Origin of the sequence: Cellulosilyticum sp. WCF-2 (assembly GCF_003990395.1) — a bacterium.
Classification (GTDB): Bacteria; Bacillota; Clostridia; order Lachnospirales; family Cellulosilyticaceae; genus Cellulosilyticum; species Cellulosilyticum lentocellum.
The window spans coordinates 2,520,918-2,546,216 of record NZ_CP034675.1 but is presented as its reverse complement, the minus strand read 5'-3'; the positions used below and the strand labels follow the sequence as shown (position 1 = coordinate 2,546,216).

The following is a 25,299-nucleotide window of genomic DNA, read 5'->3' as shown; positions in this document are numbered from 1 at the left end:
CTTTCACTTCTTCCTCTATCAATAGTTGTTCTTTCATCTATACTTAAGAAGTCTGCCAACAATTGTTGACAGACTTCTTAAGTCTTTTTCCTTAGTTACTTTCTTCTACTTCTTCTGTCTCTTCTACTGGTGGATGAAATTCTCTCATACGCATTTTGCCTTCATAAATTTCATCAACTGCAATAGAAATAGGTTTCTTAGATTTTAACATTTCATTAAGTCTAGCAGCTTCTTTAATCTTTTCTGGGTCAATAATTCTTTCACCTGTTTTGTCTGCTTCTTTAGTAGCTGCTGCTTGCTCATTAATCACATCAATAATATTTCTAGCTCTTTTTGAAGCAGCAATAACAATAGAATAACGACTTGTAAGCTTTGAAGTACCTTCTTTATTAAGCTTATGCATGATTTGGGTATAAGATGGTTGTAACATTTTAAATCCTCCTAGTTATGAATAATTTCTTCTATTTCTGCTGCGTAATGACAGCTTCTTAACTTTTCTGCACCTACAATACGATTAATGTCTTCTATAGCCTCAACCAAACGGTCATTTACTACAATATAATCATACGTTGTATAAAGCGCAAGTTCTTCTTTAGCACGTTTTAATCTTTGATCAATTATATTTCTTTCCTCTGTTCCTCTTCCAACTAAACGACTTTCAAGTTCTGCTAATGAAGGTGGAATAACAAAGATAAAAATAGCATCAGGGTAAATTTCCTTAATTTGCTGTGCTCCCTGTACTTCTATTTCTAGTATAACATCTTTTCCTTTTTTTACACTTTCCTCAATAAAAGCTTTAGGTGTACCATAATAGTTATCACAAAAACAAGCATATTCTAAAAGCTCATCTTGTGCAATCATTTTTTCAAACGCTTCTTTTGTCTTAAAGAAATAGTGTACACCTTCTTCTTCCCCTTGTCTAGGCTGACGTGTTGTAGCGGAAATAGAAAGTAAAAATTGCTCATTTTTAATCAGTTCCTTTACAATTGTCCCTTTTCCTGACCCTGATGGTCCTGATAAAACGATTTTTAATCCTTCTTTCATTGCCGTACTCCTTTTTCTTTATTCTTTAGGACTTCCCAATCTACTTGCCATGGTCTCTGGTTGAAGAGCCGACAAGATGACCTGATGATTATCTGTAATAATCACTCCTCTTGTTTTGCGCCCTTGGGTCGCATCTATAAGCTGTGACTCATCTCTTGCTTTTGTAATTAATCTTTTAATAGGTGCTGACTCAGCTGTAACAATCGCTACAATACGCTCAACTGCTACAATGTTTCCATAACCGATATTAATAAATTGACTCATCTTGTCACCTACTCTAAATTCTGAACTTGTTCTCTCATTTTCTCGATTTCAGTTTTAAGCGCTACTACTACCTTTGTAATCTCATAATCATTAGCTTTTGAGCCAATAGTATTAGCTTCCCTATTCATTTCCTGCATAAGGAAATCAAGCTTACGTCCTACAATGCCGCCTTCTTTTAAAATACTTTCTAATTGACCGAAGTGACTACCCAATCGTGTTACTTCTTCGTCAATAGCACATTTATCCGCAAAAACAGCTACTTCCATTGCCAAACGACTTTCATCTATGTTCATGCCATCACCTAAAAGCTGTTCTAACCTGCTTTGTAAACGTTGACGATAACACTCAACTACCAAAGGGCTACGCTGATTGATTTCAGCTAAAAGTACTTTTAAACCTTCATTTTTACATAAAATATCTTGCTGAAGTACAGTCCCTTCCTTACCTCTCATTTCAAGAAATGTTTGAAGCGCGCCTTTAAGTGCTTTCTCTATCGTTTCACTTACTGCTTCTAAATTACCTGCTTGTTTTTGAATGGTTATAAGATCATTTACTCCCAGTAAATCAGAAAGTTTTAAGTCATCTTCTAGATGAAAAGTTGCACCTAATTGACGTATTCCCCCGAGGTAAGCTTGTCCCAAAGCTTCATTTACTGTTACTTCAAGATCCTCCTTAGCTGAAGAATGACACATAATACTAACTTCTATCTTACCTCTAGCTACTTCATTTTTAATGACATTACGTACATTTTCCTCTAGATGCATGAGCATACGAGGCATACGAATATTAAGGTCTAAATAACGATGGTTCACAGCGGAAATTTCAACACTTACTTTTCTTGCGTTTTCTTCTACTTCACATCTGCCATAGCCTGTCATACTATAAATCATGCATTTTCCTACTTTCTTTTTCAGCATTGTTTCTTAGACATTTGCTTTTTATTATAACACACCTTCCTTTTATTTTCAAAAAAATTATGATATACTTTCTCCTATAATTAAAGGAGGCAACAAATATGGCATTAGATGGTCTCGTTTTAGCTAATATTGTACATGAATTAAAAGATGTACTTATTGGTGGACGCATTGATAAAATATATCAAATTGAAAAAGAAGATATCCTTTTTACTATTAGAAATAATGGAAATGTTTATAAATTACTTTTAACAGCAAATAGCAACTATCCTCGCGTACATCTTTCTACCCTTGCAAAAAATCCTTCCCAAGATCCCCCTATGTTTTGTATGCTCCTACGTAAACATCTAGGTGGTGGGAGATTACTCGATATTGTTCAACCTGATTTAGAACGTATTGTAGAATTTCATATTGAGGCTACTAATGAGCTTGGAGATAAGGAAACTAAAAAACTTATTATTGAAATTATGGGGAGACACAGTAATATCATCTTGACCAAGGAAGATCATCTCATTTTGGATAGTATTAAACATATATCAAATGACAAAAGTAGTGTTAGAGAAATCCTTCCTAATCGTGTTTATCAAAGACCTCCAAGTCAAGATAAACTTAACCCACTTCATATTTCAGAAGCAAACTTTATAGAAAAACTTAAAACCAGTGATTTGCCCTTATTTAAAAGTCTTTATATGAACTTTAATGGGCTTAGTCCTATGATTTGCCATGAAATCTGTCATACAGCTGGCGTAGATGATGAAGCTTCTACACATACAACTTCACATGAGCATTACACAAAGCTTTTTACAAGCTTCGTCAATATTTTGGAACCCATTGACTCAGGACATTTTAGACCTACCCTATATCAAAACACTTCAGAAATACCTGAAGATTTCTATTGTTTACCTGTGTCCCTTTATAAGGAGCTAGAAGCTAAAGCTTATCCTAGCATGAGTGAACTATTAGAATACTACTTCTTTGAAAAAAGTACACGATTTAATGTAGCTCAAAAAACAGCCGATATCAAAAAGCTTATTCATACTTTTATAGACCGTAGCATTCGAAAAAAAGCTATTCAAGAAAAAGCTTTAGAAGAATGTACGCATAAAGAGCTTTATAAAATTTATGGTGAACTCCTAACAGCTTATGCGCATCAAATTCCAACAGAAGCCGATAGCTTTACTACTTTAAATTATTATACTGAACCTTACGAAGAGATTACTATTCCTCTTGAAATAAATAAAACAGCTATTCAAAATGCTCAAGCTTATTTTAAACTCTATAATAAAGCTAAACGTACAGAAATAGCTGCTACAGAGCAACTTATTAGTATCGAAGAGGATCTTCAGTATTTAGCTTCTGTTCTGCTTTCTCTAGATTTACTAGAGACCAAAGAAGATATTGCAGAACTTAGAACAGAGCTAGTACAGATGGGCTATTTAAAAAAGAAAAAAAATACTAAGAAAGAAAATCGTTCAAAGAAAAGCTTACCTTACCTACATTTTAAATCTTCTAAAGGTCATGATATTTACGTAGGAAAAAACAACTATCAAAATGATGAGCTCACAATGAAATTTGCGAAAACAAATGATCTATGGCTTCATATTAAGGATGGCCCAGGCTCCCATGTTATCGTAAAGTACTTAGAAAGTAGCCCGATAGATGATGAAGTCATCTTAGAAGCTGCTACTTTAGCTGCTTACTATAGCAGCGGTAAAATGTCTAGTCATGTCCCTATTGACTATACATTCCGTAAAAATGTAAAAAAGGTACCTAATGCAAAGCCTGGAATGGTCATTTATACACAATTTAAAACGCTATACGTTACTCCTACAGAGGCTTTTATCAAAAAACTTTTACCTTAAAATAGTTAGCTTTATAAAAGGACTTCTTGACTCACTATCTAGAGTTAAAAAGTCCTTTTCTTCATTTTATCGACATTTCAAAGGTTTAAGATTTATTAATTATCTAATTTTATATCATTAACCATTATTTTGTATATTTTGCTGAATTATTGATTAATTGCAGTTTATATGGTAAATTAATCATATTAGTTTAATATATTGAAATATGTAGATAAAGGAAAGGTGATGCGAATGCAAGAAAACAAAGAACTTAGAGAGCAATTAAAAACTTTAACTGAAATGTGTGAAATGAGTAGTATAATTGATCCTGAATTATTTAGTAAATACTCCGTCAAAAGAGGTCTTCGCGATTTAGATGGACGTGGTGTACTTGTAGGACTTACTGAAATTGGTGAAGTACATTCCTATATCGTAGATGATAATGAGATGATTCCTGTTCCAGGTCAATTACGCTATCGCGGTATTAATGTAGAACAAATTACTAAGGGATATCTAAAAGATAAACGATTTGGTTTTGAAGAAACCACCTATCTTTTACTTTTTGGTCATCTTCCTAACGAAGAAGAACTTAAAAGTTTCGAAAGTCTCTTAGGTAGTTATCGTGATCTACCTGATAACTTCTTTAATGATATGATTCTAAAGGCCCCTACTAAGGATATTATGAATTCTTTAGCACGTAGTGTTCTAGCTCTATATAGCTACGATGATGAAGCTGACAATACCTCAACTTATAATGTTCTTAGACAATGCTTGTCTTTAATTTCACGTTTTCCAACGCTTGCTGTCTATGGCTACCAAGCATATGCCCATTCTCATCTTGGTCAAAGCCTTTACGTTCATTCACCTAAACCAGAACTAAGCACTGCAGAAAATATTCTTCATATGCTTAGACCAGATTGTAAATACACCCATCTTGAAGCTACTCTTTTAGACCTAGCCCTCATTTTACATGCTGAACATGGTGGTGGTAACAACTCATCCTTTACCACTCACTTAGTAACTTCTTCTGGAACAGACACCTATTCTGTTATGGCTGCTGCCCTTGGCTCTCTTAAAGGACCAAAACATGGTGGCGCTAATATCAAGGTTGTACATATGTTCGAGGACATGAAGACGCAAATTAAAGACTGGACAGATGACGCTGCTATTGAAGATTATCTTGGTAAATTACTTAATAAACAGGCCTTTGATAAAGCAGGTCTTATTTACGGCATTGGTCATGCTGTGTATTCTATTTCGGATCCACGTGCTATTATTCTAAAAGAATATGCAGAAAAACTAGCACATGAAAAAGGATTAGATGATGAATACCACTTCTATACTAAAATTGAAGCCTTAGCCCCTCAAGTCATTGCGCGTGAACGCAAAATGTATAAGGGCGTCAGCGCTAACGTAGATTTCTATTCCGGATTCGTTTATAATATGTTAGGCTTGCCTCTTGAACTTTACACTCCTATCTTTGCCATTGCACGTATTTCTGGCTGGAGTGCTCACCGTATCGAAGAACTTGTTAATAGAGGTAAAATTATCCGTCCTGCTTATAAAAGTGTTGCAAAGCATACGGAATATATTCCTCTCCATGAACGTTCCGATATAGAAGAAGCTGCTAAATAGTCATCTCTATCTAAAAGGGAATACTACTAACTCGTATTTAACCAGTTGGCAGTATTCCCTTTTGTTATACAATGACCTAAATATTCTACTGCTATAACATTAATAGCTCATGTTTTGAATCTAATCTTTCTCAGCTTATACCTTCTTTCTATTGACCTACTCATTATTATCCCTAAAAGTATAAAAAAGTCATGCACCTAGATAATAAGCACATGACCTTTTTATAATACCTTCGATTAATAACTAAGTTGTATCATCTCAAAGGAATGAGGTTCTGCTGACATATCAGCTAATGTTGCAGTAAAGCCAAGGCTAATCGTTTCCCCTGGTGCAATACTTGCATTATATCCTTTATTTTTCACGCAATAACTTATTCCTTGACCTTTACTAACTTCACCATTCCAAAGCTGAGTAATCTCTCCATCAAATTCAAATACCACTTGCCAATCTTCTATATTTGTACTTGATTGATTGGTTATTTTAATTTCTCCTGTCATTTGATTATCCCAACTATTCGTTTTATTAAATACTATTTCATAATGAGCTATCTCACTTATCTTTTGTGTACTTAATACATGGTATTTACTTGGCTCACTTACACTTTCTTTTCCTGCTGCTACAAAACCTATTTTTACACTTTCTCCTGCTATTAAATCCTGATTCCATCCTGAGTTTTTGATAACATAACGGTTTCCTTCATGACTTTCAATAGTAGCATTCCATATAGTCGTTATTTCACCAGGATACTCAAAACTTATAATCCAATTATGAAGGGTTTCACTGCTTATATTGGTTAAAATCAATTCGCCATTTGATCCATCTTGCCATTTCCCATTAAAAGTTATTTCTCCTTTAATAGGACTTTGAATAATCATTACTTTTGTCACCTTTAATGCAGCACCTGTATCACCTACATACATCATATTAAGGCATGGTAAATCCTCATTATATTCGTTATAATTAGGCATCTGTGCACTATACGCTGCAATCATATCTTCATAGTCAAAATAAGCAACGCCATCTTTCACTTCATTAGGTGCAATCTTCACCCAGTTAGGTCCACCTGACCAACTTTGTAATATTAATTCTGGAGCATTCTGGCTTTCATAAGTCACGGCGATTTGACTATTATCTATTAAATCGCTCAACATAAAATCTGTATCAGGTTTAAAATTCAAAGCTTGTCCCCACGCCCCACTAGATGTTGCCTTTCCTTTAAAAATCACTAATGGATTAAATTCTTCATCAGTTGCTGGGTTATTATATCCTTCAAATACAGCATTTACAATCTCTGGAAATACCCATTCGAGTGTTCTTCTATTAAAAATTCCCATAGCATCATTACTATAAGCTCTCCATGCACCGTTATCCCACCAAATACATGGCACGCCATATTTAGCAGCGATACTTACATAGTCTTTAGCATGTGCCACACGAGCTTCTAGATTATCTTTATTAGTTGAGGCAAATTCACCCATTACAACAGGTATCCCCTTTTGAATAAATGTCTTATCCACTAAGCTAAATATATTTTCAAGAGCACGTTTATCTTGTGTACTCCATGTCGTTTGACTTGTTTCTGATGTATCCATAGCAAAACTATAGGGTGAATACGCATGTACTGAAACTGCTAAATGATCATCTCCCTCTGGTATTTTTATTGCTGCAATACATTTAGAATCTGAGGAAGCTGCATATCCTGGAAGCATCACTAATCTTTCTTTATTGTTACCACCACTTTTTCTAATCGTTTCTATACAAGCAGCATTATAAGCATTAACGACCTCATATGCTTCTTCATATCCTGTCCAATTATCTCCATCCCGTGGCTCGTTCATGGTCTCAAATATTAAATAATCTCCATAATCCTTGAAACGTTCTGCAATCTGCTCCCATAGTCTCTTATATCCTTCAGTGCCCTTTTCTTGATTTTCTACATTAGCAACATTCCAGCCATAACTATGATGAATATTAATAATGGCATACATATCATTTGCAAGTGCATAATTAACAACAGTTTCTACACGATCCATGAATTCAGGATCAATAGTATAGTTTTCCCCTAAACTATCATCCCAACTAATAGGAATTCTAAGGGTTTTAAAGCCTGCTTTTGCTACTGCATCAATCATTTTCTTAGTAGTTTTTGGATTTCCCCAAGCTGTTTCTCCACCTAGAGATTCTAATGTATTTCCTAAATTCCATCCCATACCCATTTCTTCTACTAACTCAGTTGCTGTTAAATTTCTCATTTCCGTAGGATGTGTATAGTCAGGATCAAATTCTGGTCCATCATCTTCTTTAACTACCTTTGCATAATCCGTTAAGGTTAGTTTTACACTCATATCTGTAATAGCATTTAAATGACTTAAAAAATCAGTATCTAAATATTCTTTCAGCACAATAAAAGTAGCATTCCCCTGAATTCCCCAAGCTACTTCTTCAGCTAAATACTTCTCACTGTAGCTAGCTGGTTCAGGATGAATAATGACATCATTATACCCCTCAGCTTTAATAATCATTTCATCAATCGTTACGCCAACTATACTGCTCTCTCCACCTTTAATGCCTGCGTCTCCAAATTGGAAACCAAATACAGCTCCTTCATTAGACAAAGTAAATATACTTGAACCATCTGCAGCTATTGGAGAAAAGTGCAATTCTTGTTCTTCATTAAACTTCAAATTCGTACTAGCCGGTGCCATCCACTCCCAATTACCACCTTGATTCTGGGCATAAAACTGACAAAACACAGTCGTTTCTTCACCTTGCTCATAACTTGGTACTGTTACTTCTCCTTCTTTTTTAAGAACAATTTTTTTTACAACAAGTGGTGAACCTGTGTCCCCAATATGTATAACATTTAAATAGGGAAAAGCTTCATTATACTGTGCATAATCTTCTGTTCCTGCAGCATAAGCAGCTAAATAATCTTTATAACTAAAATAAGCCACCCCATTTGAAACTTTTGTTGGTGCTACCTTTGCCCAACTTGCTCCACCAGACCAACTTGCAAGTATAAGCTCTGGTTCTCTTTCACCTTCATAGGTTACAGCAATTTGTGTACCTAGTACTAACTGACTTACTTTAAAGTCTGTGCCTGCATTAAGAGAAACAGCTTGTCCCCAACTACCATCAGAACTAGCTTCGCCTTCGAAAAATATGACTTCATCAGTTGGTTCTTCTATCTCCTCTGTTTGTTTCGCTGTATAACTATAGCTATTTAAGGTGACTGTTGTTTGAATAGAGGTAATAGCCTGAAGATGTGCTAAAAAATCTTCTCCTAAATAGTCTTTTAAAGCTATTGTTGTTGCATTATCTGTAATACCCCATTCTACTTCTTTCGCTAAATAACTTTCATTAAATGTTTTTGGTTCTAAATCGATCACTAAATCCTCATATCCTGTTGCTTTGATTGTAATTGTATCAATTGAAATATCTACCTTACTACTATCTCCTACCTTTAAAGCACCATCTCCAAATTGTACTCCAAAAGCTGCAGTATCTGTTGCTGAAGAAAAAATACTTTCACCTTGTTCATCAATTGTACTTAAATCCAAAGTGATTGCTTCTCCTAGTACAAGATTTTCACTAGCAGTAGACATCCATTCCCAACTACCCTCTTGATTTTGAGCATAAAACTGGAAAAATACAGAGCTCCTTTCTCCTAGGTTAAGCGCATTGAGAGTCATTGCATTACCTGACACTATACTGCACATCATTACTAAAGAAGTCAACATAGCTGTCAATTTAGTGTATAAACTTTTCTTGTGCTTTTTCATAAAATTCCTCCTATCTATTTTGAATACTATTGTAAATTCATAGCCCCTAGTATTCAATAACAGATGATTTTATTGAGGGTTTTTATGACATATCCTGCTTTTTATAGCTTTATTTGAAAATATAACTTAAATCTTAATTCTAAATCAAGAACAAACCATATCATTTTTACTCGAAACTCCTTGAACATAAAAAATCTCCTCTGATTTTGGATTTTATCCCATTCAATAAATCAGAAGAGCTAATACATCGATATATGAGGTGACTTAATTTAACATCGTTCTATATTGTCCATTACTCCACTCATGTTCATCCATTCAATATAAAAAAACACTATTTTTATAAGTGAGTCCTCAACTTTAATTACCTTACTACTAAGACAACTTGTATTTCCTTTTACTATTTCCGTAGCCTCTTTAGTAATACCTTGAAGCATATTACTTGCCACAGTATTTGCCTGCTTCTCTTCTTCCTTGGCATAAATCTCTTGAAAAACACCAACTAAACCTATTAACCCATCATTCTGTACCGCTCCTAAATAATGATATTCTTCATCATAAATCTTAACCTTATTAACCATACCCTCAGCATTCTCTGAATAGGTACTCTCTAGAATATTGGAGTCTGCTTTTAGGGTATAGTCTAGTACCTCTTTTCCTACTTCTTCTACGCAAAGCTACCTTGCTTCATGGTAATATGGTATTTCTTTTTATTCTGTTTTCCAGCTCCATCATAAGCTAACTTTATTATTTCATACATCCCTATATTACTACATAACATCTTTTGTTAAATTCCTATTTTAAATGTTGTTGCCACTCACCCATCTCTCCTAATTTTTCTCCTATTGAAAAATAATTGTAAGGTGCATAAATAGCAGGTTTTAATTTCGTTAAATCGATTTTTTTCATATCCATATTTTCATATTCTTTATCAATCTGAATATTTTCTATTTCAGCCAAAAATAGATGAGCACCGTCAAGTTCAATTACTTTGTTTACTTTACATTCATATGTCCAATGGCATTCGTTAATCACAGGAACCTCTACGTATTCTCCCCATTTATAGCCATAAGACAAATCATTTTTTTCTTTTTCTTCGCCGGTTGTAGTACCAAAATAATCAGCAATCCAAAGATTATCCTCAGTAATCATATTGGCTGAAAATTTCTTCTCACGAAGTATATTTGTCTTAGTTAGTTTACTTCCACCTATGGTCATCATTAAGTGTGGTGTTTTATCAAAAGAAAATCCTAACCAAGTAATAATGCAAAAATTAGGTGTACCATTCTCGTTTTTTGTTCCTATTATGTACATTGGTTGTGGGCTAAATACCCAATCAGGTTTAATATTCATCTTTTCCATAATAAACTCCATTTAATCAAATTCAAATTTATAAGTCTATAAATATCTAATTTTCTCTTAAAAATCTCCTTAACATTTAACTGAACAAATCATGCTTTAATCCTATATTACCAATCTGCAAGTTACACACTCTACAAAGCACAGTTAAATTATCAATTCATCCTATTAACTTCAAAATTAATAAATAAATTGAAATTTACTAATGTAAAACTCGTTCCCACTCATTTGTTTCACTATTTTTCTGTAGCATCATTTGAAATTTTCCTCCAGATCGATTAAAGTAAATTGCATCACATTCCGGAAAAAGATTCATTGTAATCCTATTTCCACCAGAAGGAGTGTTTCTCCCTCTATTTGATGAATAGAAAGTCAAATACAAACAGCTTCTATCTTGCTTTGTCGAATATCTTCCAATGTATCCCATTGAACTAGCAACTCCGACTTCCATGTCTATTTGGGTTCCATCATCTGCCACTGTATACTCTCCCAAAAATACATCTGTCCTTTGGATAAAACTACTAATGACCAAATAAATTACCACCAATGCAGTAATCACTGTAAGAGATATAGTAACTTTCCTCTTCATTCAAAACCCTCCAACTTCTGATTTATCAATCCACCACACTACTATCACCAATCTGCAGTTACACACCCTACAAAATACATTAATATTATCAATTTAAATTACTCTTTTTAATTCTTACATAATATTTGTTTTCATCTTCGTGATGAATATAGCCACCATTATTTAACATTACATGTAATGATGCTGGATTATCTTTATTTACTCTTAAATAAATTTCATCTTCCGGAATAATTTTTTTCGCTACCTGTAAGGCCAAACGAAGCCCCTCTGTGCAGTATCCCTTTCCCCTATACTTATCGCTAATATAATATCCTATATGACCAGCTCCTCTTCTCAATGTCTCACATAAATAATGGCGTATGCGAAATTGACCAATAATTTCACCTTTATTCCAAAGGAATAGATAAGTCTCTGTAACGTATCCTATTGGTAGATTGTCTCCTCTTGAGTAAGCAATCATTGTTTTCAATGCCTTTTCTTTAAATTCTTCCTGCAAAATGCCACTCCATTCATTGGTAAATCCATTCTCATCTACAGGTATGTCTCGAACAAACAAGTACTCATTTTCTATATCTTCAAAGTTTGCCTCTTTCAAATACAACATTCTCAATCACTCCTATAAATTCTAGCAAATTTTCACTAGTAATGCCCTTCCACTTACACCAACATCTCTCACAATAAGGATGTTCTTTTACTATTCTATTTCTTAATTTCTGCCAAACGTATGATGAGTAAAATTTACGTTTCTCAGGTGAAATATTTGTGTTAAATTTAATGCCATTTCTACAAGTACACGTTTTGTTATATTCAATTGTCTTACCACATTTACTGTATATTTTTTTCATATGTATCCTTATTCTAAATATTATAACAATTATATTTAATATTTCCAATATTTTTATATTGACCCATAAAAATTACTCCCAACATTTCTGTTAAGGACTCATCTTGGGAGTGTTAATGACTTACATCTATATCTTGTAAATTCATTTCATTTGAAAAATAAACCATTCTATCTTTCTACCTTTTGTATTTTGTGCTGGAAGGAAGCTAACTCTCTTCACTAAATCAATGTCCTCCGTTTTAATAAAAAGACATTCTGAAATTCTCATTCCTGTATCCATTAATAGATTAGTTATTACATAATCTCTATATTCTACATACTTGGATAAATCAAATAACCTTAAGCTCTGCTCATAGGACTTAATGGTTTTTACTGATAGCCCCTTTGTTTTACAATATACTAAATAGTCTTCAATCTGAAAGAAAAACTCATTAAACATGCAAAAATCCTCCTAATTTATGGCAATCGTTCTAACCAATAAATTAAAAGGATTTATAGCTTTTATCTTAAGAAATTTATAGGGGTAAAACCCCAAAAATCAGCAAATAGTGCAATAAACATATGAAAATGTAACTATTTGCGAATCAATACAAACCCTTGCTCCCCAAAGTTTTAACCCACCTGCATCTCTAATCTTAGCCTATCAGCGATAAGTGCAATAAATTCGCTATTAGTGGGTTTGCCTTTGCCGTTGTTTACTGTATAACCAAAGAGTTTATCAATGGTATCCATTTTACCACGGCTCCATGCTACTTCGATTGCATGACGAATCGCACGTTCTACACGACTTGGTGTCGTATTGTATTGTTTTGCAATATTAGGATATAGTTGCTTGGTAATAGAATTAAGAATTTCCATATCATTAATAACCATAATGATAGCATCTCTTAAATATTGATAGCCTTTAATATGTGCTGGTACACCAATTTCATGAATAACGCTGGTTACCTCTGTTTCTAGACTATGTGCTGTTGGCATGCCTTTTGATTTTGGAAGAAGCTGTCTTGAAGATGTTAATGTTGAAGTACTGTTTTTGCTAGCATTGCTACTAGATAATGCCATATTCTTAAGTTGACGAATACGATTAACTAAAGTCTCCATATCAAAAGGTTTAACAATATAATACTCTGCACCTAGAGCAAGTGCCCTCTCTGTAATTTTATCTTGTCCTACTGCTGAAAGCATGACAAATAATGGTCTTTTCTCAAGCTGCATAGAATCAACACGTTCCAATACACCAATTCCATCCAAATATGGCATAATAACATCTAAGATAACAATATCTGGTACCACCTCTTGAATCAACTTACAAGCTTCTTCTCCGTTGCCTGCTACATTTACAACTTCCATATCTTCTTGTCTATTGATAAATTCCATTAAGATATCAGAAAAATCTTTGTTGTCATCTGCTATCAATATTTTCATTTTTTGATCGAACAAAAGAAATCCCCCCAAACAATTATTTTTTAATCTTGCGACTAAATGTATTATATTAAATATTTCCAAAAATTGCAATACCATTTTTTGTAATTTTTATTTTTATTTTACATATATTTCTATCTTTTTTCATTATTAAGCATATTCTCAATAAAAATTCCATAGCCTCTTGTAGGGTCTTGAATAAATACATGAGTCACTGCACCGATTAACTTTCCATCTTGTAAAATAGGACTTCCACTCATTCCTTGAACAATACCACTTGTTAGCTTTAAGAGCTCTTCATCTACAATCTTAATAACCATGCTTTTAGATGGCTCATTGCTGTATTTAGAAACCTTCTGAACTTCTACTTCATATTCTTTGACACCTGTGCCAGTTAAGTCAACTAAGATACTTGCTCTTCCTTCATGTACTTCATCTTGAAAAGCAATAGGTATAGCCTCACACACTTGCTTATTAAGCAGATTTTGTTTAACCTTACCATAAATCCCTAATGCACTATTTTGATCAATCTGGCCAATGATACTTTCTTTTTCATAGTCAATTACACCACTAATCTCTCCTGGTGTTCCCTTTTGTCCTTTTTTAATATGAGTAATCGATGCTTCCATCACTTCTCCATTTTTAACAGGAATTAAACGGTGCGTATCTGCATCTGTTATGCCATGTCCTAAAGCGCCAAAAGCACCAGTTTTAGGATGGATATACGTAATGGTTCCTATTCCTTGAGTACTATCTTTAATCCAAAGTCCAATTTTATATGTTTCTTCTGATTCTGAATAAATTGGCTCTATCTCAACCTCTTTCTCCGCTCCTTTTCTCATTAATTTCAGTTGTACTGGTCCTTCTTTATTCTCTTCTATATAATTTCTTAAATCCTCCTTTGTTTCTAACGCCTTTCCATTACAAGCTACAATTAAATCTCCTGTCTCAATAACACCTTTACAAGGTGAAACTTGCTCACCCTTAGCTTCAAATTCTCCTACACCTAATACTAAAATACCTGCTGTATTGACCTTAATGCCTACCACTTGACCACAAGGAATAAGCTCCTCATAGGGAATTGCTTCTACAGCTACAGTCTTAAGTGGAATGATTCCCAAAAAAGAGAGGGTAACATCTGCTCGTCCCTCATTCATCATAGTGACATATAACGGCTTATTTAAATCTACTGCTCCTCTTTCAACTAATCCATTTTTCGTATCTTTTATGATTAAACTGCCACCTTGCATAATATTGGCTTTTAAAGGAACATCGAAATTGAAAAGATGTTCTTCTCCTGCTATCATTCGAATTTCAGAGGGTAAATAAAAATAGGAGACAATTAAAGGTGTGCTTAACAAAAGGATTATCCCAGCTAAGACACCTATCCATAATATCGTTTTTCTCTTTTTATGTTTCATTTTTCCACTTCCTATGTTTTTTCGCTCTTACTCATAAAATATCCTTTTTTCAGGTCATTTATACAGTTAAACTATTTTTCATAGAAATTTGTTTTGAAAATGTAAAGCAAAAGTAGGATGTACAAAAATCCTAAAAGATTTTTATACATCCTACTTATTAGCTCCATCTAATCTATCTATTCATTTAATACTATCTATTTTGAAAGTTAAGCATTTTAAGCCAAATGCTCTTTATAAAGCGTGGCACGTGTTTTAATCTCTACTGCACTCTTAAGTGTACTTTCTGTTACAATGCCACCCATTAATCTACATAATTCCTCATGTATAGCAGTTTCCTTAAGTTCTTCTAAATGAGTAGTTGTACTAGCTTCTGATACCTGTTTTTCAATAAGAAAATGAATATCTCCCATAGCTGCAATCTGTGGTAAATGCGTAATACAAAGCACCTGTCTTGCTTTAGCAATAACAGCTAACTTTTCTGCTACTTTCTGAGCTGCAACTCCACTAATACCTGTATCAATTTCATCAAAAATAACGGTATTAATTGTATCTCCTAATACAAGTACTGTTTTAATCGCCAACATTACCCTAGAAATCTCTCCTCCTGATGCAATCTTAGATAAAGGATGTAAATCCTCACCTAGGTTCGTTCGGATTAAAAATTCAACATCATTTTGACCATAACTATTAAAGGTATCAAGATCATTAATAGCGACTTCAAATTTAGCATACGGCATTTGAAGGTCATGAAGATGATTATCTATGGCGACTTCTATCTTACTTGCTATAGTACGCCTTTCCTTAGAAAGCTCTGCTCCTAGACGCTTTAATTCTTTTTCTAAAGAAGCTAATTCTTTTTCTAGGTTCTCTTTATTATGTTCACCAGCTTCTAATTCAGCTAATTCCTTTTCACATTCTGCTTTGTAAGCTAAAATCTCTTCAACAGAACTACCATATTTTTGTTTTAAACGATAAATTAAATCTAATCTATTTTGAGTTTCTAATAAAAGCTCTGGAGAATACTCTACTTGATCTGCAAAGCGTCTCATCTGATAAGTGGCATCTTGAAGTTCTGCCTGAATAGATAGAAATTGATCATATAGGGTTTTAATTTCTGTTGTAATATCACTAATATCTTGAAGTGCGTGAATAGCTTGTCCTAACAGTAAAGTAGCACTCGTTTCAGTCTCTCCATCTAAAAAATCATAAGATTTTTGACATTGCATCATAATTTTTTCGGCATGAGATAAAATGTCATATTGCTCTTTTAGATTTTCCTCTTCATCTTTTTTTAGCTTAGCACTTCCTATTTCATTAATTTGAAAAGACAGCATATCTTTTAATTGTAGTTTTTTACGATCATTATCTCCTATTTTTTGAATATCTGCTTTTACACTTTGCCAACGTTCGTAACATCTTCTATAAGCTTCCTTTTTTTGTGAAAAATCTTTCTCACCAAAGCTGTCTAAAAGACGAATATGACTAGCAATATCTAAAAGAGATTGGGGTTCATGCTGACCATGGACATCTATAAGTAAACTAGAAAGTTCCTTAACCATTTGTCTTGTTGCTACACTACCATTCACTTTATAAATCGTACGTCCAGACTGATAAATCACACGTTCTAATATAATTTCATTCGCTTCAACAGAAATTTCATGTTGTTTTAAGTATTCTATACCCATGCCTATTTGGTCTTCAAAACAAAGAGTAACACTTGCCATGTCTTCCCCTTTTCTGATGATCTGCTTTGAGCTACGATTGCCAATTGCAAATTGAATTGAATCGATAAGCATAGACTTTCCAGCGCCTGTTTCTCCTGTAAAGATATTTAGTTTAGGATCAAGATTAAGCTCTACTTCTTCTATAAGCGCTATGTTAGTGGCTTTTATATAAGTTAACATATTCGATTCCTCCTTGACTTAAGAATTCAGAATCTCTTTAAATTGATCAATAACAGCTTTGATATGATCTTCATGTTTTACTACACAAAAAATCGTATCATCTCCTGCTAATGTTCCTATAATTTCTTCCATATTAAAGGCATCTACAGCTGCTGCAACAGCATTGCCCATACCTACCAAGGTACGAATAACAATGGTATTACCTGCATAGTCAATACTCACAAAAGCATCTTTAAAAACACGAATCACTTTTTCTGATACTTGTTGCTCTACATTAGAAAGCGCTACATATTTTTGTCCACCTGCTTTTGTCGCCACTTTTGTTAATTTTAGTTCTCTAATATCTCTTGAAACAGTAGCTTGTGTAATATTAAAACCTTCATTTTTCAAAGCTTCTGCTAAATCCTCTTGTGTCTCAATTTCCGACTTCTGAATTAAGCTTAAAATTTTTGACTGTCTTTGTTCTTTCATTCCCATACCTATCTTCTCCTCTCTACGATTTTCTCTCGTAATATATCAAAAAATTTACGTTCAGACAATTTGATGAGCTTAGTGACTTGTGTTGCTCTTTCAATGTGCACCACATGTTGCGGTGTTAAGTACATTTTCAGCCTACCATCGATGCTAAGTGCCATATCCTTCGCTTCCTCTAATGTTGCAATCTGAATTGTATCATGATCCGAAAGAATAATAGATTTAGCATATAGGGTATGTGGACAGATAGGGGTTACCACATAAGTATTAGCATGAGGTACTAGAATTGGTCCCCCAGCAGAAAGATTATAAGCAGTAGAGCCTGTAGGTGATGATACAATCATACCGTCAGCAGGATAAATATCACACAATTCGTTATTAATACGAATTTCAAACTCCACTAAACGCGCAAAACTTCCTCTTGTTACATTAATATCGTTTAAAGCATGAAAAACATATTTTTCATCCTCTGGGCTTATAATAGTTGCTTTAAGCATCATACGCTCTTCTATTTCGTAAACCCCTTCTAAGAGCTTTTGCAATGACACTTCTATTTCTTGCGGTTCTATGTCTGCTAAAAATCCAAGACGTCCTAGGTTTACCCCTACAATAGGTATGTCTTTTATACTGGCAGCTTCTGCTACGCTTAAAATAGTACCATCTCCACCAATAACAATTAAGCTATCACAAATTTCATAAAGCTCCTTTTCACTTACAGCAATTGTATGTGCTTGTATATGCTCTGCTATATCCGGTGTTGTATATGCTGATAAATTATTTTTATTAAACCATGTTGCAATACGCTCCGTTACTTTTAAATCAGTATCCTTTAACCTATTAGGAATAATGCCTATATGCTTCATCCTATCCCCCCATTTATAAGCATTCATGCGATGCTTGTACTGTCTTCTTAATAATCCCTTCCTGATCTATTAATAAATCTTCACCTTGCTTTTTTAGGTGAATGAGATATTCGATATTACCTTCCGGTCCCTTAATAGGTGAAAAATCAAGACCTCTTATACCAAACCCAAGACTTTTACTATAGTTCCATACATGATGAATGACTTCTTCATGTACTTTAGCTTTTCGAACAACACCATGCTTTTCTACCTGTTCTCTGCCTGCTTCAAACTGAGGTTTTATGAGTGCCACAATTTCTGCTTCATCTTGCAATAAAGCTGTAATAGGTTCCAAAACTTTCGTTAATGAAATAAAGGAAACATCAATTGAACAAAAATCCACTTTTTCCTCTAAGCGCTCTCTAGTGAGATAACGAATATTCGTTTTCTCCATGCAAATGACTCTAGGGTCTTGTCTAAGCTTCCATGCAAACTGACCATAACCCACATCTACAGAATACACCTTTACAGCACCATTTTGTAACATACAATCTGTAAAGCCTCCTGTAGAAGCACCTACATCCATACATACTTTGCCTTCTAGAAGAAGATTAAAGCTTGTCATGGCCTTTTCTAACTTAAATCCACCTCGGCTCACGTATTTCATCTTTTCTCTCACTTCTATAGTACTGCTACGTTTAACTTTAAGACCAGGTTTATCTTCTCTTTGACCATTAACAAAAACGACACCTGCCATGATATAAGCTTTAGCACGTTCTCTTGACTCAGCTAGTTGTCTTTCTGCAATAAGTACATCTAATCTTTCCTTACTGTCTAAAAGCTTTTGGTCAATGACTACCTCTACAGTCTCAGCACTTAATGCTTCTTCTAGTGCTTTTTGTTCTCTTTCTTTTCCTTCCATCTATCTGCTCTCTTTCCCTTGTCATCATTTTAAATCATTTAAAATACGCTCACTAATTCCTTTGGCATCTAACTTTTCTCTTTCAAACAAAGCACTAACCTTACCATGAGGTACTAAACCACTTTCATGTGCAAAGCAGTGTCCCTTCATAGCTTTACTTGATAAAGCAAGTGTTGCAAATACTTTTTCACCAAAACCACCTTGTATTATACCATCTTCAAGTGTAAAGAGATAGTCATAGTCTTCAGCTAAAGCAACTATTTCTTCTTTTGGAAGTGGCTGAATGCAAGGTGCTTCTATAACTGCCAGCTCTACTCCTTGCATACTTAGTAGCTCTTTTACTTGTAAAGCGACTTCTACCATACGCCCTACAGCTAAGATAGCCATATTATTGCCTGCTTTTAAAGTTTTAAAACCAGTTGACGTATAATCATTAAAATACACTTGTTCTATGCAATTGCCACCTCTTGGATAACGAATAGCAACTGGCCCTTTAACATTTAAAGCGTATTTCATAGCTGCTGCCATTTCTCCTGGTGCCTTAGGCGCCAAAATAGTCATATTGGGCATACTGCTTAAAAATGCCATATCATAAAGACCATGATGCGTAGGTCCATCTTCACCTACTAATCCAGCTCTATCTACAGCAAAAATAACCGGTAAATTTTGAAGACAAACATCATGAAGAATTTGGTCATAAGCGCGCTGTAAAAATGAGGAGTACACAGCTACTACTGGCTTGTAACCTTCTGTTGCTAACCCTGCCGCAAAGGTGACAGCATGTTGCTCCGCAATACCCACGTCAAAGAAACGCTTTGGGTAAACCTTTGCAAAAGGTAATAAGCCTGTTCCCTCTGGCATAGCAGCTGTGATACCCACTAGCTTTTCTTCTTGATGTGCTAAATCCACCATAGCCTCACCAAAAGCTTCTGAAAATGTATAGTCTCCTGTTTTGCTAGCACCTTCACCGGTAGCAATACAAAACGGACCTACCCCATGATAGTGGCTAGGTTTACGTTCAGCAGCCAAATAACCTTTTCCTTTTTTTGTTTTCACATGAATCAGTAATGGCCCTTTCATTGCTTTTGCATTTTCAAATAAATCTATAAGTTCAGGTAACTTTTGCCCATCAACTGGACCAATATAAGTAAAACCTAATTGCTCAAATAGTGTATTTTGCATGACAAAGCTTTTCACACTTTCTTTAGTACGCTTAATAGTACTTACCATATGCTCACCTACTAAAGGTACCTTATGAAGAACATCTTCTACATCTTCTTTTGCCTTTAAATAGTCTTGACTTGAACGTAATTTATTAAGATACTTGCCAATTCCTCCCACATTTTTAGAAATGGACATTTCATTATCATTTAAAATGACAATTAAATTTGTATTTCCTCTACCTGCATTATTAAGTGCTTCAAAAGCCATCCCCCCTGTTAAAGCACCATCTCCAATAACAGCAACAACTTTATAATCCTCACCTTTTAAATCTCTGGCTTTGGCCATACCTAACGCTGCTGAAATAGAAGTTGAACTATGTCCTGTTTCAAATACGTCATGTGGACTTTCAACACGTTTTGGAAAGCCACTCATGCCATCTAATTGACGTAAAGTCCTAAAACCTTTTCTTCTTCCTGTTAAAAGCTTATGTACATAAGCTTGATGTCCTACATCCCAAATCAACTTATCTTTAGGAGATTCAAATACATAGTGAAGTGCAATAGTAAGTTCTACCACTCCTAAATTAGAGGCTAAATGTCCTCCTGTTTGAGAAAGTGATTGAATTAAAAAGCTTCGTATATCTTGAGCTAATTCTCCTAATTCATCTGTATTTAATTTTTTTACATCTTCTGGACTATGAATAGTCTTTAATGTGTCTAACATTCATTTTGCCTCTTTCTTTACGAAATCCTATCTGATTTTTTTTCATTAAATATACCCATTAAGCTTGTTTATTTAATAAAAAAGACAATCCAAGCAGATTGCCATTTACTTCTTTGTTCTTTTAAATAACTGTTTTGTATAGTACATTACAACGCCAGTATAATACACAATATATCTAGCTCTTGCAATAGCAAATCCTTTACCTAATGCTTTTCCCCCAACAGTAAGTGCTGCTACAAAGCCACTCATGGCAATAGATAACAAAATGGATTTAATGCCAAAACCTTTTTCAATTGCTAGTACAATAGCTGTTGCTGTACTGCCGGAAATAATACCAGCTATATCACCAATGACATCATTGAATAGATTGGCTACCATAGGTGCATTACGAATTAAAGTAATACTTTCTTTGGCTCCTTTTACTTTAGAAGCTGCCATAGAATGAAAGGTCGTTTCATCTACTGCTACTACAGCATTACCAATTCCATCAAAAAAAATGCCAATAATAATAATCCCTATGAGCATCAAAAATGCTATTAAAAGAGGTACGTCTGCTAATAAAACCTCAAATATATAACTAAACAACATCGCAATAGTAAATGTCATACCAATGATAAGTGCTAAAGTCTTTTTGCTTTGCTGACGTACTTTTACCATTTTAAATTTAATCTTCTTAGGCATTAAAACTGCTCCTTCATGGTCGACTCATCACCCACTTCTCAAAAATTGAGATGATAGTGTTTGTAAATTTTGTGGCATATAGTCTAGCAGGTTTTCCCAAGTCTCTACTCTTTTGTCGCCAAATGAGCGATTTCCCTTTAAAAAGACTTCTAAGCCTAGGGCTTAGCGCCAGATCGCCTTAAAAACCACACTGTAATCCAAACACTACCTTTTACAAACGGTCTAGGAGTTTTCCTCAAACAATCTATAATGTTCCTATCCTCTTTTGCGAATCAGGTTTCTATCCACAATCTAGGAAAGTTCTTCGGCCAAAGAACCCCCTAGTAAATGGATGTCCCCCTTCCTTCACTCAAGGAAGGCTACTCTGCCCACAGCTAACACCGCATGGCAGGTTTCATCCTAAGTCATACATTATCCCCATAGGGATAAGCACAAGCATAGGTCTCCACGGTAAGCGGGTCAACGCCCATATGCCCTTATGGATCGCCCACAAACCTTAACCCCCAGTATCAGCCCACAACGGGGCGTTACAAGCCAACACCAGGAACTTCATCGATATGCCCTTAAACGGATTTTTAGGCCCGTCTTCAAAACACAACAGATTGACTAGAATACCGCATCTCATTTTTTGAAAAGCGCGTCATCAGTCGCTTTCACTCATTATAACAACGTATACTTTATTTTTCAATCTTATTTCCATTTCATTTCCAAAGCATATTTTACATAAACGATAAAATGGCTATAACAAAACCTAATACGCCACCTGCTACTACTTGAAGCGGCGTATGTCCTAATATTTCTTTTAAACGTTCTTCTGGATTTAAATCTGGATTTTCAAGTACTTCGATAATTTGATTAATAACAGCTGCTTGTTTGCCGGCTTCTAAACGTACGTTTGCTGCATCATACATAACCACAAAGCTAACCACAGCTGCAATAGCGAAGTACGTGCTATCATATCCCCATACTTGTCCTGCACTTATGGCCAAACTCATCACAAAAGCACTATGAGAACTAGGCATTCCGCCTGAAGCCCAAAGCTTACTCCAGTCTAAACGATGTTCTTGTAATAAAGTAATAATAACCTTAAATAGCTGTGCAATAAACCAACTTACAATAGCCACCCACAAAATTTTGTTCTGCAAAAGCTGTTCAATAGGATTCATGTATCCACCCTCAATTTCTTCTCATTATAAGTTGCTGTGCTAAATCCTTTAGTAATTGGGTATCTCCATCTATTTGATCTAGAAGTCCAATTGCTTTTGTGGTTAACTCTTCTGCAATCTCATAACACTTTTCTATGGTATAAAAATTCAAGTACGTATTTTTGTGATTTTTTTCATCACTATTAATAGGTTTACCAAGTTCCTCTATTGTAGAAGTTTGATCTAAGATATCATCTACAATTTGAAAAACTTTACCTATGTATTTACCATACGCCTCTAACAAACTCACTTCTCTAGGTGAACCTCCTCCTAAAATAGCCCCCATTTTTGTGGCAGCCGAAATCAGTGCACCTGTCTTATTTAAATGAATAAGATCTAAAGTGTCTTGATCAATAGCTTTATTCTCACTTTCCATATCTAGGATTTGTCCACCTATCATTCCTGCTGAACCACTAGCCATACTCAGCACATGAATAGCACGTACCTTTTCCATACTATCACTTTTTAGTGCATCTTCTAGCATCAAGCAAAATGCGTCATTTAAAAGCGCATCCCCAGCTAAAATAGCTGTAGCTTCTCCAAATACTTTATGGTTCGTAAGCTTGCCCCTGCGATAGTCATCATCATCCATTGCAGGTAAATCATCATGAATGAGTGAATACGTATGAATCATTTCTATCCCACAAAGATAAGCATCTATTTCTGCTTTGCCACCGACAGCTTCATATGCTAATTGCATTAAGACTGGTCTAATGCGTTTTCCTCCTGCTAATAAACTATAGTTCATAGCTTTATATAGGTTTTCAAAAGGACCAGCTATGGTCGGAAAAACATGTTCAAGCTTTTCACTTACTTGTTTTGCATAATCAGAAAAAGTCTTTGCCATTAGTCTTCCCCCTCTTCAAGCTTTTTATAATGTGCTTCTTCATACACATATATTTCTTGCTCCGCTTTTTTGAGGACATCCATACAATAAGCAGCTAAATCCATACCTTTTTTATATTCTGCAATACTTTCTTCCAAAGTAATCTCGCCATTTTCTAAACGCTTAACACTTTCTTCTAACTCAGAGATTGCTTTTTCAAAGTTTTTTTCTGCTTTTCTTGCCATTTGAGTTCTCCTTTTCACACACTTTTGCCATAAATGTGCCATCTGTCACTGTAATACTTAATTCATCACCCTCACTAATGTCTGCTACCGATTTAACCAGCTGATTATCCTTCATAGCTAAACTATAACCTCTTTTTAGGGTATTAAGAGGTGATAATTGATCAAGTTTATGAATGGCTAATTCATAACGCCTTTCACTTTTTGTCAGATGATCCTTATAGGCGCCACGTAATTGATTACAATAATCTTCTACTTCTTGCATCCTTACTTTATAAAAGGTGTCTTTTTTTGCGTAAACTGGACGGCTTAATAAGTAGGTTAATTGATTTCTTGCTGCTTTTGTTCGTTCCTCCATTCGCTTTTTTAATGAACGCTCGTAGCTGCCAAGCAATTCTAGAAGTTCACTTTTAGAAGGAACCACCATTTCTGCCGCAGCAGAAGGTGTGGCAGCTCTTTTGTCACTTACAAAATCTGAAATAGTAAAATCTATCTCATGACCTACAGCCGAAACAATAGGGATTTTTGACTCAAAAATAGCTCTTGCCACAGCTTCTTCATTAAATGCCCATAAGTCTTCTATGGAACCACCACCACGGCCAAGTATAATAACATCTACTCTTTTTTCCTCATTTGCTAACCTAATAGCTGCCACAATTTCAGGAACAGCTAATTCACCTTGTACATGGGTAGGATAAATGGTTAATGGAATGCTGGGATTTCTTCTTTTTGCAACTTGCATAATATCTTTTACCGCTGCACCTGTTAAAGAAGTAATGACACCTACATGCTTAGGAAACGTAGGGATAGACTTTTTATAGGTGTCATCAAAAAGGCCTTCTTGCATCAGCTGTGCTTTTAGGCGCTCAAAACGCTCATACAGTAGTCCCTTTCCTTGCTTTTCCACATCCTGCACATAAGCTTGATAAGCTCCCGTTTTTTCATAGATGGTAATGCGTACCCTGGCATAGATTTTCATACCTTCTTCTAGTCTAAAGGTTAAACGTCTTACATCCCGCTCAAACATAACAGCATTAATGCTTGCTTTAGGATCCTTAATTGTAAAATACACATGGCCAGACTGATGGTATTTGCAATTAGAGATTTCACCTTGTATCCAAATATCATTTAACATGTAGTCTTCCTCAATAAGCCTACTTACATATTGATTCACTTCCCACACCGATACAATTTTTCTCTTCAT

At 34.7% G+C, this 25,299-nt stretch carries 24 protein-coding genes; 2 read left to right on the top strand and 22 right to left on the bottom strand.

Translation table 11 applies throughout. The features are described from left to right. Positions 1-91: 91 nt before the first annotated feature. From rpoZ to EKH84_RS11300, 4 genes are read right to left on the bottom strand one after another with little or no spacing between them, the layout of a single operon-like run. Positions 92-430, bottom strand: a complete 339-nt coding sequence (gene rpoZ, locus EKH84_RS11315; RefSeq protein ID WP_127066378.1) for a DNA-directed RNA polymerase subunit omega — start codon at positions 428-430, stop codon at positions 92-94. An 11-nt stretch (positions 431-441) separates the two neighbouring features. Next, entirely contained in the window at positions 442-1,044 is a 603-nt protein-coding gene (gene gmk / locus EKH84_RS11310; RefSeq protein WP_127066377.1) for a guanylate kinase, read from the bottom strand. Positions 1,045-1,062: 18 nt separating this feature from the next. Continuing rightward, positions 1,063-1,308, bottom strand: coding sequence for a DUF370 domain-containing protein (locus tag EKH84_RS11305; RefSeq protein WP_127066376.1), 246 nt, complete (start codon positions 1,306-1,308; stop codon positions 1,063-1,065). 8 nt (positions 1,309-1,316) lie between these two features. Further along, the gene (locus EKH84_RS11300; RefSeq protein WP_013656788.1) at positions 1,317-2,198 is read right to left on the bottom strand and encodes a YicC/YloC family endoribonuclease; all 882 of its coding nucleotides are present in this window, start codon (positions 2,196-2,198) and stop codon (positions 1,317-1,319) included. Positions 2,199-2,323: 125 nt separating this feature from the next. Between EKH84_RS11300 and EKH84_RS11295 the strand changes: the two genes are divergently transcribed. Both EKH84_RS11295 and EKH84_RS11290 read left to right on the top strand, forming a co-directional pair. Further along, positions 2,324-4,084, top strand: coding sequence for an Rqc2 family fibronectin-binding protein (locus EKH84_RS11295; protein ID WP_127066375.1), 1,761 nt, complete (start codon positions 2,324-2,326; stop codon positions 4,082-4,084). Positions 4,085-4,309: 225 nt separating this feature from the next. Then, positions 4,310-5,698 (top strand): citrate/2-methylcitrate synthase, encoded by a 1,389-nt coding sequence (locus EKH84_RS11290; RefSeq protein WP_127066374.1) that lies wholly within the window; start codon positions 4,310-4,312, stop codon positions 5,696-5,698. A gap of 236 nt (positions 5,699-5,934) precedes the next feature. On the opposite strand, the gene EKH84_RS11285 is transcribed toward EKH84_RS11290, so the two are convergent. From EKH84_RS11285 to xseA, 18 genes are all read right to left on the bottom strand, one after another. Further along, complete coding sequence (locus EKH84_RS11285) at positions 5,935-9,480, bottom strand: cellulase family glycosylhydrolase (RefSeq protein ID WP_127066373.1); 3,546 nt, start codon at positions 9,478-9,480, stop codon at positions 5,935-5,937. A gap of 269 nt (positions 9,481-9,749) precedes the next feature. Continuing rightward, a complete protein-coding gene (locus EKH84_RS11280; RefSeq protein WP_127066372.1) occupies positions 9,750-10,058 on the bottom strand; it encodes a hypothetical protein in 309 nt (102 codons plus the stop codon). Positions 10,059-10,272: 214 nt separating this feature from the next. Then, the gene (locus EKH84_RS11275) at positions 10,273-10,839 is read right to left on the bottom strand and encodes a flavin reductase family protein (RefSeq protein WP_127066371.1); all 567 of its coding nucleotides are present in this window, start codon (positions 10,837-10,839) and stop codon (positions 10,273-10,275) included. A gap of 199 nt (positions 10,840-11,038) precedes the next feature. Next, positions 11,039-11,425 carry a hypothetical protein gene (locus EKH84_RS11270; protein WP_127066370.1) on the bottom strand — a complete coding sequence of 129 codons (387 nt, stop codon included), beginning with the start codon at positions 11,423-11,425 and terminating at the stop codon, positions 11,039-11,041. Between the two features lie 88 nt (positions 11,426-11,513). Beyond that, complete coding sequence (locus EKH84_RS11265) at positions 11,514-12,029, bottom strand: GNAT family N-acetyltransferase (RefSeq protein ID WP_127066369.1); 516 nt, start codon at positions 12,027-12,029, stop codon at positions 11,514-11,516. A gap of 382 nt (positions 12,030-12,411) precedes the next feature. Next, positions 12,412-12,708 (bottom strand): site-specific integrase, encoded by a 297-nt coding sequence (locus EKH84_RS11260; RefSeq protein ID WP_127066368.1) that lies wholly within the window; start codon positions 12,706-12,708, stop codon positions 12,412-12,414. Positions 12,709-12,881: 173 nt separating this feature from the next. Continuing rightward, positions 12,882-13,709 carry a sporulation transcription factor Spo0A gene (spo0A, locus tag EKH84_RS11255; protein ID WP_013656777.1) on the bottom strand — a complete coding sequence of 276 codons (828 nt, stop codon included), beginning with the start codon at positions 13,707-13,709 and terminating at the stop codon, positions 12,882-12,884. Between the two features lie 116 nt (positions 13,710-13,825). Then, positions 13,826-15,112, bottom strand: coding sequence for a SpoIVB peptidase (gene spoIVB / locus EKH84_RS11250; RefSeq protein ID WP_127066367.1), 1,287 nt, complete (start codon positions 15,110-15,112; stop codon positions 13,826-13,828). Positions 15,113-15,327: 215 nt separating this feature from the next. Then, complete coding sequence (gene recN / locus EKH84_RS11245; protein ID WP_013656775.1) at positions 15,328-17,016, bottom strand: DNA repair protein RecN; 1,689 nt, start codon at positions 17,014-17,016, stop codon at positions 15,328-15,330. 18 nt (positions 17,017-17,034) lie between these two features. Then, positions 17,035-17,487, bottom strand: coding sequence for an arginine repressor (argR, locus tag EKH84_RS11240; protein WP_041713592.1), 453 nt, complete (start codon positions 17,485-17,487; stop codon positions 17,035-17,037). Positions 17,488-17,495: 8 nt separating this feature from the next. Next, positions 17,496-18,353 carry an NAD(+)/NADH kinase gene (locus EKH84_RS11235; RefSeq protein ID WP_190283305.1) on the bottom strand — a complete coding sequence of 286 codons (858 nt, stop codon included), beginning with the start codon at positions 18,351-18,353 and terminating at the stop codon, positions 17,496-17,498. A gap of 13 nt (positions 18,354-18,366) precedes the next feature. After that, on the bottom strand, positions 18,367-19,254 hold the full coding sequence (locus EKH84_RS11230) for a TlyA family RNA methyltransferase (RefSeq protein ID WP_243118586.1): 888 nt from the start codon (positions 19,252-19,254) through the stop codon (positions 18,367-18,369). A 24-nt stretch (positions 19,255-19,278) separates the two neighbouring features. Further along, the gene (gene dxs, locus EKH84_RS11225) at positions 19,279-21,141 is read right to left on the bottom strand and encodes a 1-deoxy-D-xylulose-5-phosphate synthase (RefSeq protein ID WP_127066365.1); all 1,863 of its coding nucleotides are present in this window, start codon (positions 21,139-21,141) and stop codon (positions 19,279-19,281) included. A 105-nt stretch (positions 21,142-21,246) separates the two neighbouring features. Continuing rightward, entirely contained in the window at positions 21,247-21,822 is a 576-nt protein-coding gene (locus EKH84_RS11220) for a hypothetical protein (protein WP_013656770.1), read from the bottom strand. A 719-nt stretch (positions 21,823-22,541) separates the two neighbouring features. Beyond that, positions 22,542-22,988: a divergent PAP2 family protein gene (locus tag EKH84_RS11215; RefSeq protein WP_013656769.1), complete on the bottom strand. Its 447-nt coding sequence runs from the start codon at positions 22,986-22,988 to the stop codon at positions 22,542-22,544. A 10-nt stretch (positions 22,989-22,998) separates the two neighbouring features. Further along, entirely contained in the window at positions 22,999-23,874 is an 876-nt protein-coding gene (locus EKH84_RS11210) for a polyprenyl synthetase family protein (RefSeq protein WP_013656768.1), read from the bottom strand. Next, positions 23,874-24,098 carry an exodeoxyribonuclease VII small subunit gene (gene xseB, locus EKH84_RS11205; RefSeq protein WP_013656767.1) on the bottom strand — a complete coding sequence of 75 codons (225 nt, stop codon included), beginning with the start codon at positions 24,096-24,098 and terminating at the stop codon, positions 23,874-23,876. Before xseB ends, EKH84_RS11210 begins: the two co-directional genes overlap by 1 nt. Further along, the gene (gene xseA / locus EKH84_RS11200) at positions 24,070-25,299 is read right to left on the bottom strand and encodes an exodeoxyribonuclease VII large subunit (RefSeq protein WP_013656766.1); all 1,230 of its coding nucleotides are present in this window, start codon (positions 25,297-25,299) and stop codon (positions 24,070-24,072) included. Before xseA ends, xseB begins: the two co-directional genes overlap by 29 nt.

Coding starts and splice junctions, on each gene's coding strand:
- EKH84_RS11210 (WP_013656768.1), bottom strand. CDS start 23,874: ATGGCAAAGACTTTTTCTGATTATGCAAAACAAGTAAGTGAAAAGCTT.
- recN (WP_013656775.1), bottom strand. CDS start 17,016: ATGTTAACTTATATAAAAGCCACTAACATAGCGCTTATAGAAGAAGTA.
- xseB (WP_013656767.1), bottom strand. CDS start 24,098: ATGGCAAGAAAAGCAGAAAAAAACTTTGAAAAAGCAATCTCTGAGTTA.
- EKH84_RS11270 (WP_127066370.1), bottom strand. CDS start 11,425: ATGAAGAGGAAAGTTACTATATCTCTTACAGTGATTACTGCATTGGTG.
- argR (WP_041713592.1), bottom strand. CDS start 17,487: ATGAAAGAACAAAGACAGTCAAAAATTTTAAGCTTAATTCAGAAGTCG.
- EKH84_RS11305 (WP_127066376.1), bottom strand. CDS start 1,308: ATGAGTCAATTTATTAATATCGGTTATGGAAACATTGTAGCAGTTGAG.
- EKH84_RS11235 (WP_190283305.1), bottom strand. CDS start 18,353: ATGAAGCATATAGGCATTATTCCTAATAGGTTAAAGGATACTGATTTA.
- EKH84_RS11295 (WP_127066375.1), top strand. CDS start 2,324: ATGGCATTAGATGGTCTCGTTTTAGCTAATATTGTACATGAATTAAAA.
- EKH84_RS11220 (WP_013656770.1), bottom strand. CDS start 21,822: ATGCCTAAGAAGATTAAATTTAAAATGGTAAAAGTACGTCAGCAAAGC.
- EKH84_RS11260 (WP_127066368.1), bottom strand. CDS start 12,708: ATGTTTAATGAGTTTTTCTTTCAGATTGAAGACTATTTAGTATATTGT.
- spoIVB (WP_127066367.1), bottom strand. CDS start 15,112: ATGAAACATAAAAAGAGAAAAACGATATTATGGATAGGTGTCTTAGCT.
- EKH84_RS11300 (WP_013656788.1), bottom strand. CDS start 2,198: ATGATTTATAGTATGACAGGCTATGGCAGATGTGAAGTAGAAGAAAAC.
- rpoZ (WP_127066378.1), bottom strand. CDS start 430: ATGTTACAACCATCTTATACCCAAATCATGCATAAGCTTAATAAAGAA.
- EKH84_RS11285 (WP_127066373.1), bottom strand. CDS start 9,480: ATGAAAAAGCACAAGAAAAGTTTATACACTAAATTGACAGCTATGTTG.
- EKH84_RS11280 (WP_127066372.1), bottom strand. CDS start 10,058: ATGGTTAATAAGGTTAAGATTTATGATGAAGAATATCATTATTTAGGA.
- dxs (WP_127066365.1), bottom strand. CDS start 21,141: ATGTTAGACACATTAAAGACTATTCATAGTCCAGAAGATGTAAAAAAA.
- EKH84_RS11275 (WP_127066371.1), bottom strand. CDS start 10,839: ATGGAAAAGATGAATATTAAACCTGATTGGGTATTTAGCCCACAACCA.
- EKH84_RS11215 (WP_013656769.1), bottom strand. CDS start 22,988: ATGAATCCTATTGAACAGCTTTTGCAGAACAAAATTTTGTGGGTGGCT.
- gmk (WP_127066377.1), bottom strand. CDS start 1,044: ATGAAAGAAGGATTAAAAATCGTTTTATCAGGACCATCAGGGTCAGGA.
- EKH84_RS11265 (WP_127066369.1), bottom strand. CDS start 12,029: ATGTTGTATTTGAAAGAGGCAAACTTTGAAGATATAGAAAATGAGTAC.
- EKH84_RS11290 (WP_127066374.1), top strand. CDS start 4,310: ATGCGAATGCAAGAAAACAAAGAACTTAGAGAGCAATTAAAAACTTTA.
- xseA (WP_013656766.1), bottom strand. CDS start 25,299: ATGAAGAGAAAAATTGTATCGGTGTGGGAAGTGAATCAATATGTAAGT.
- EKH84_RS11230 (WP_243118586.1), bottom strand. CDS start 19,254: ATGGAAGGAAAAGAAAGAGAACAAAAAGCACTAGAAGAAGCATTAAGT.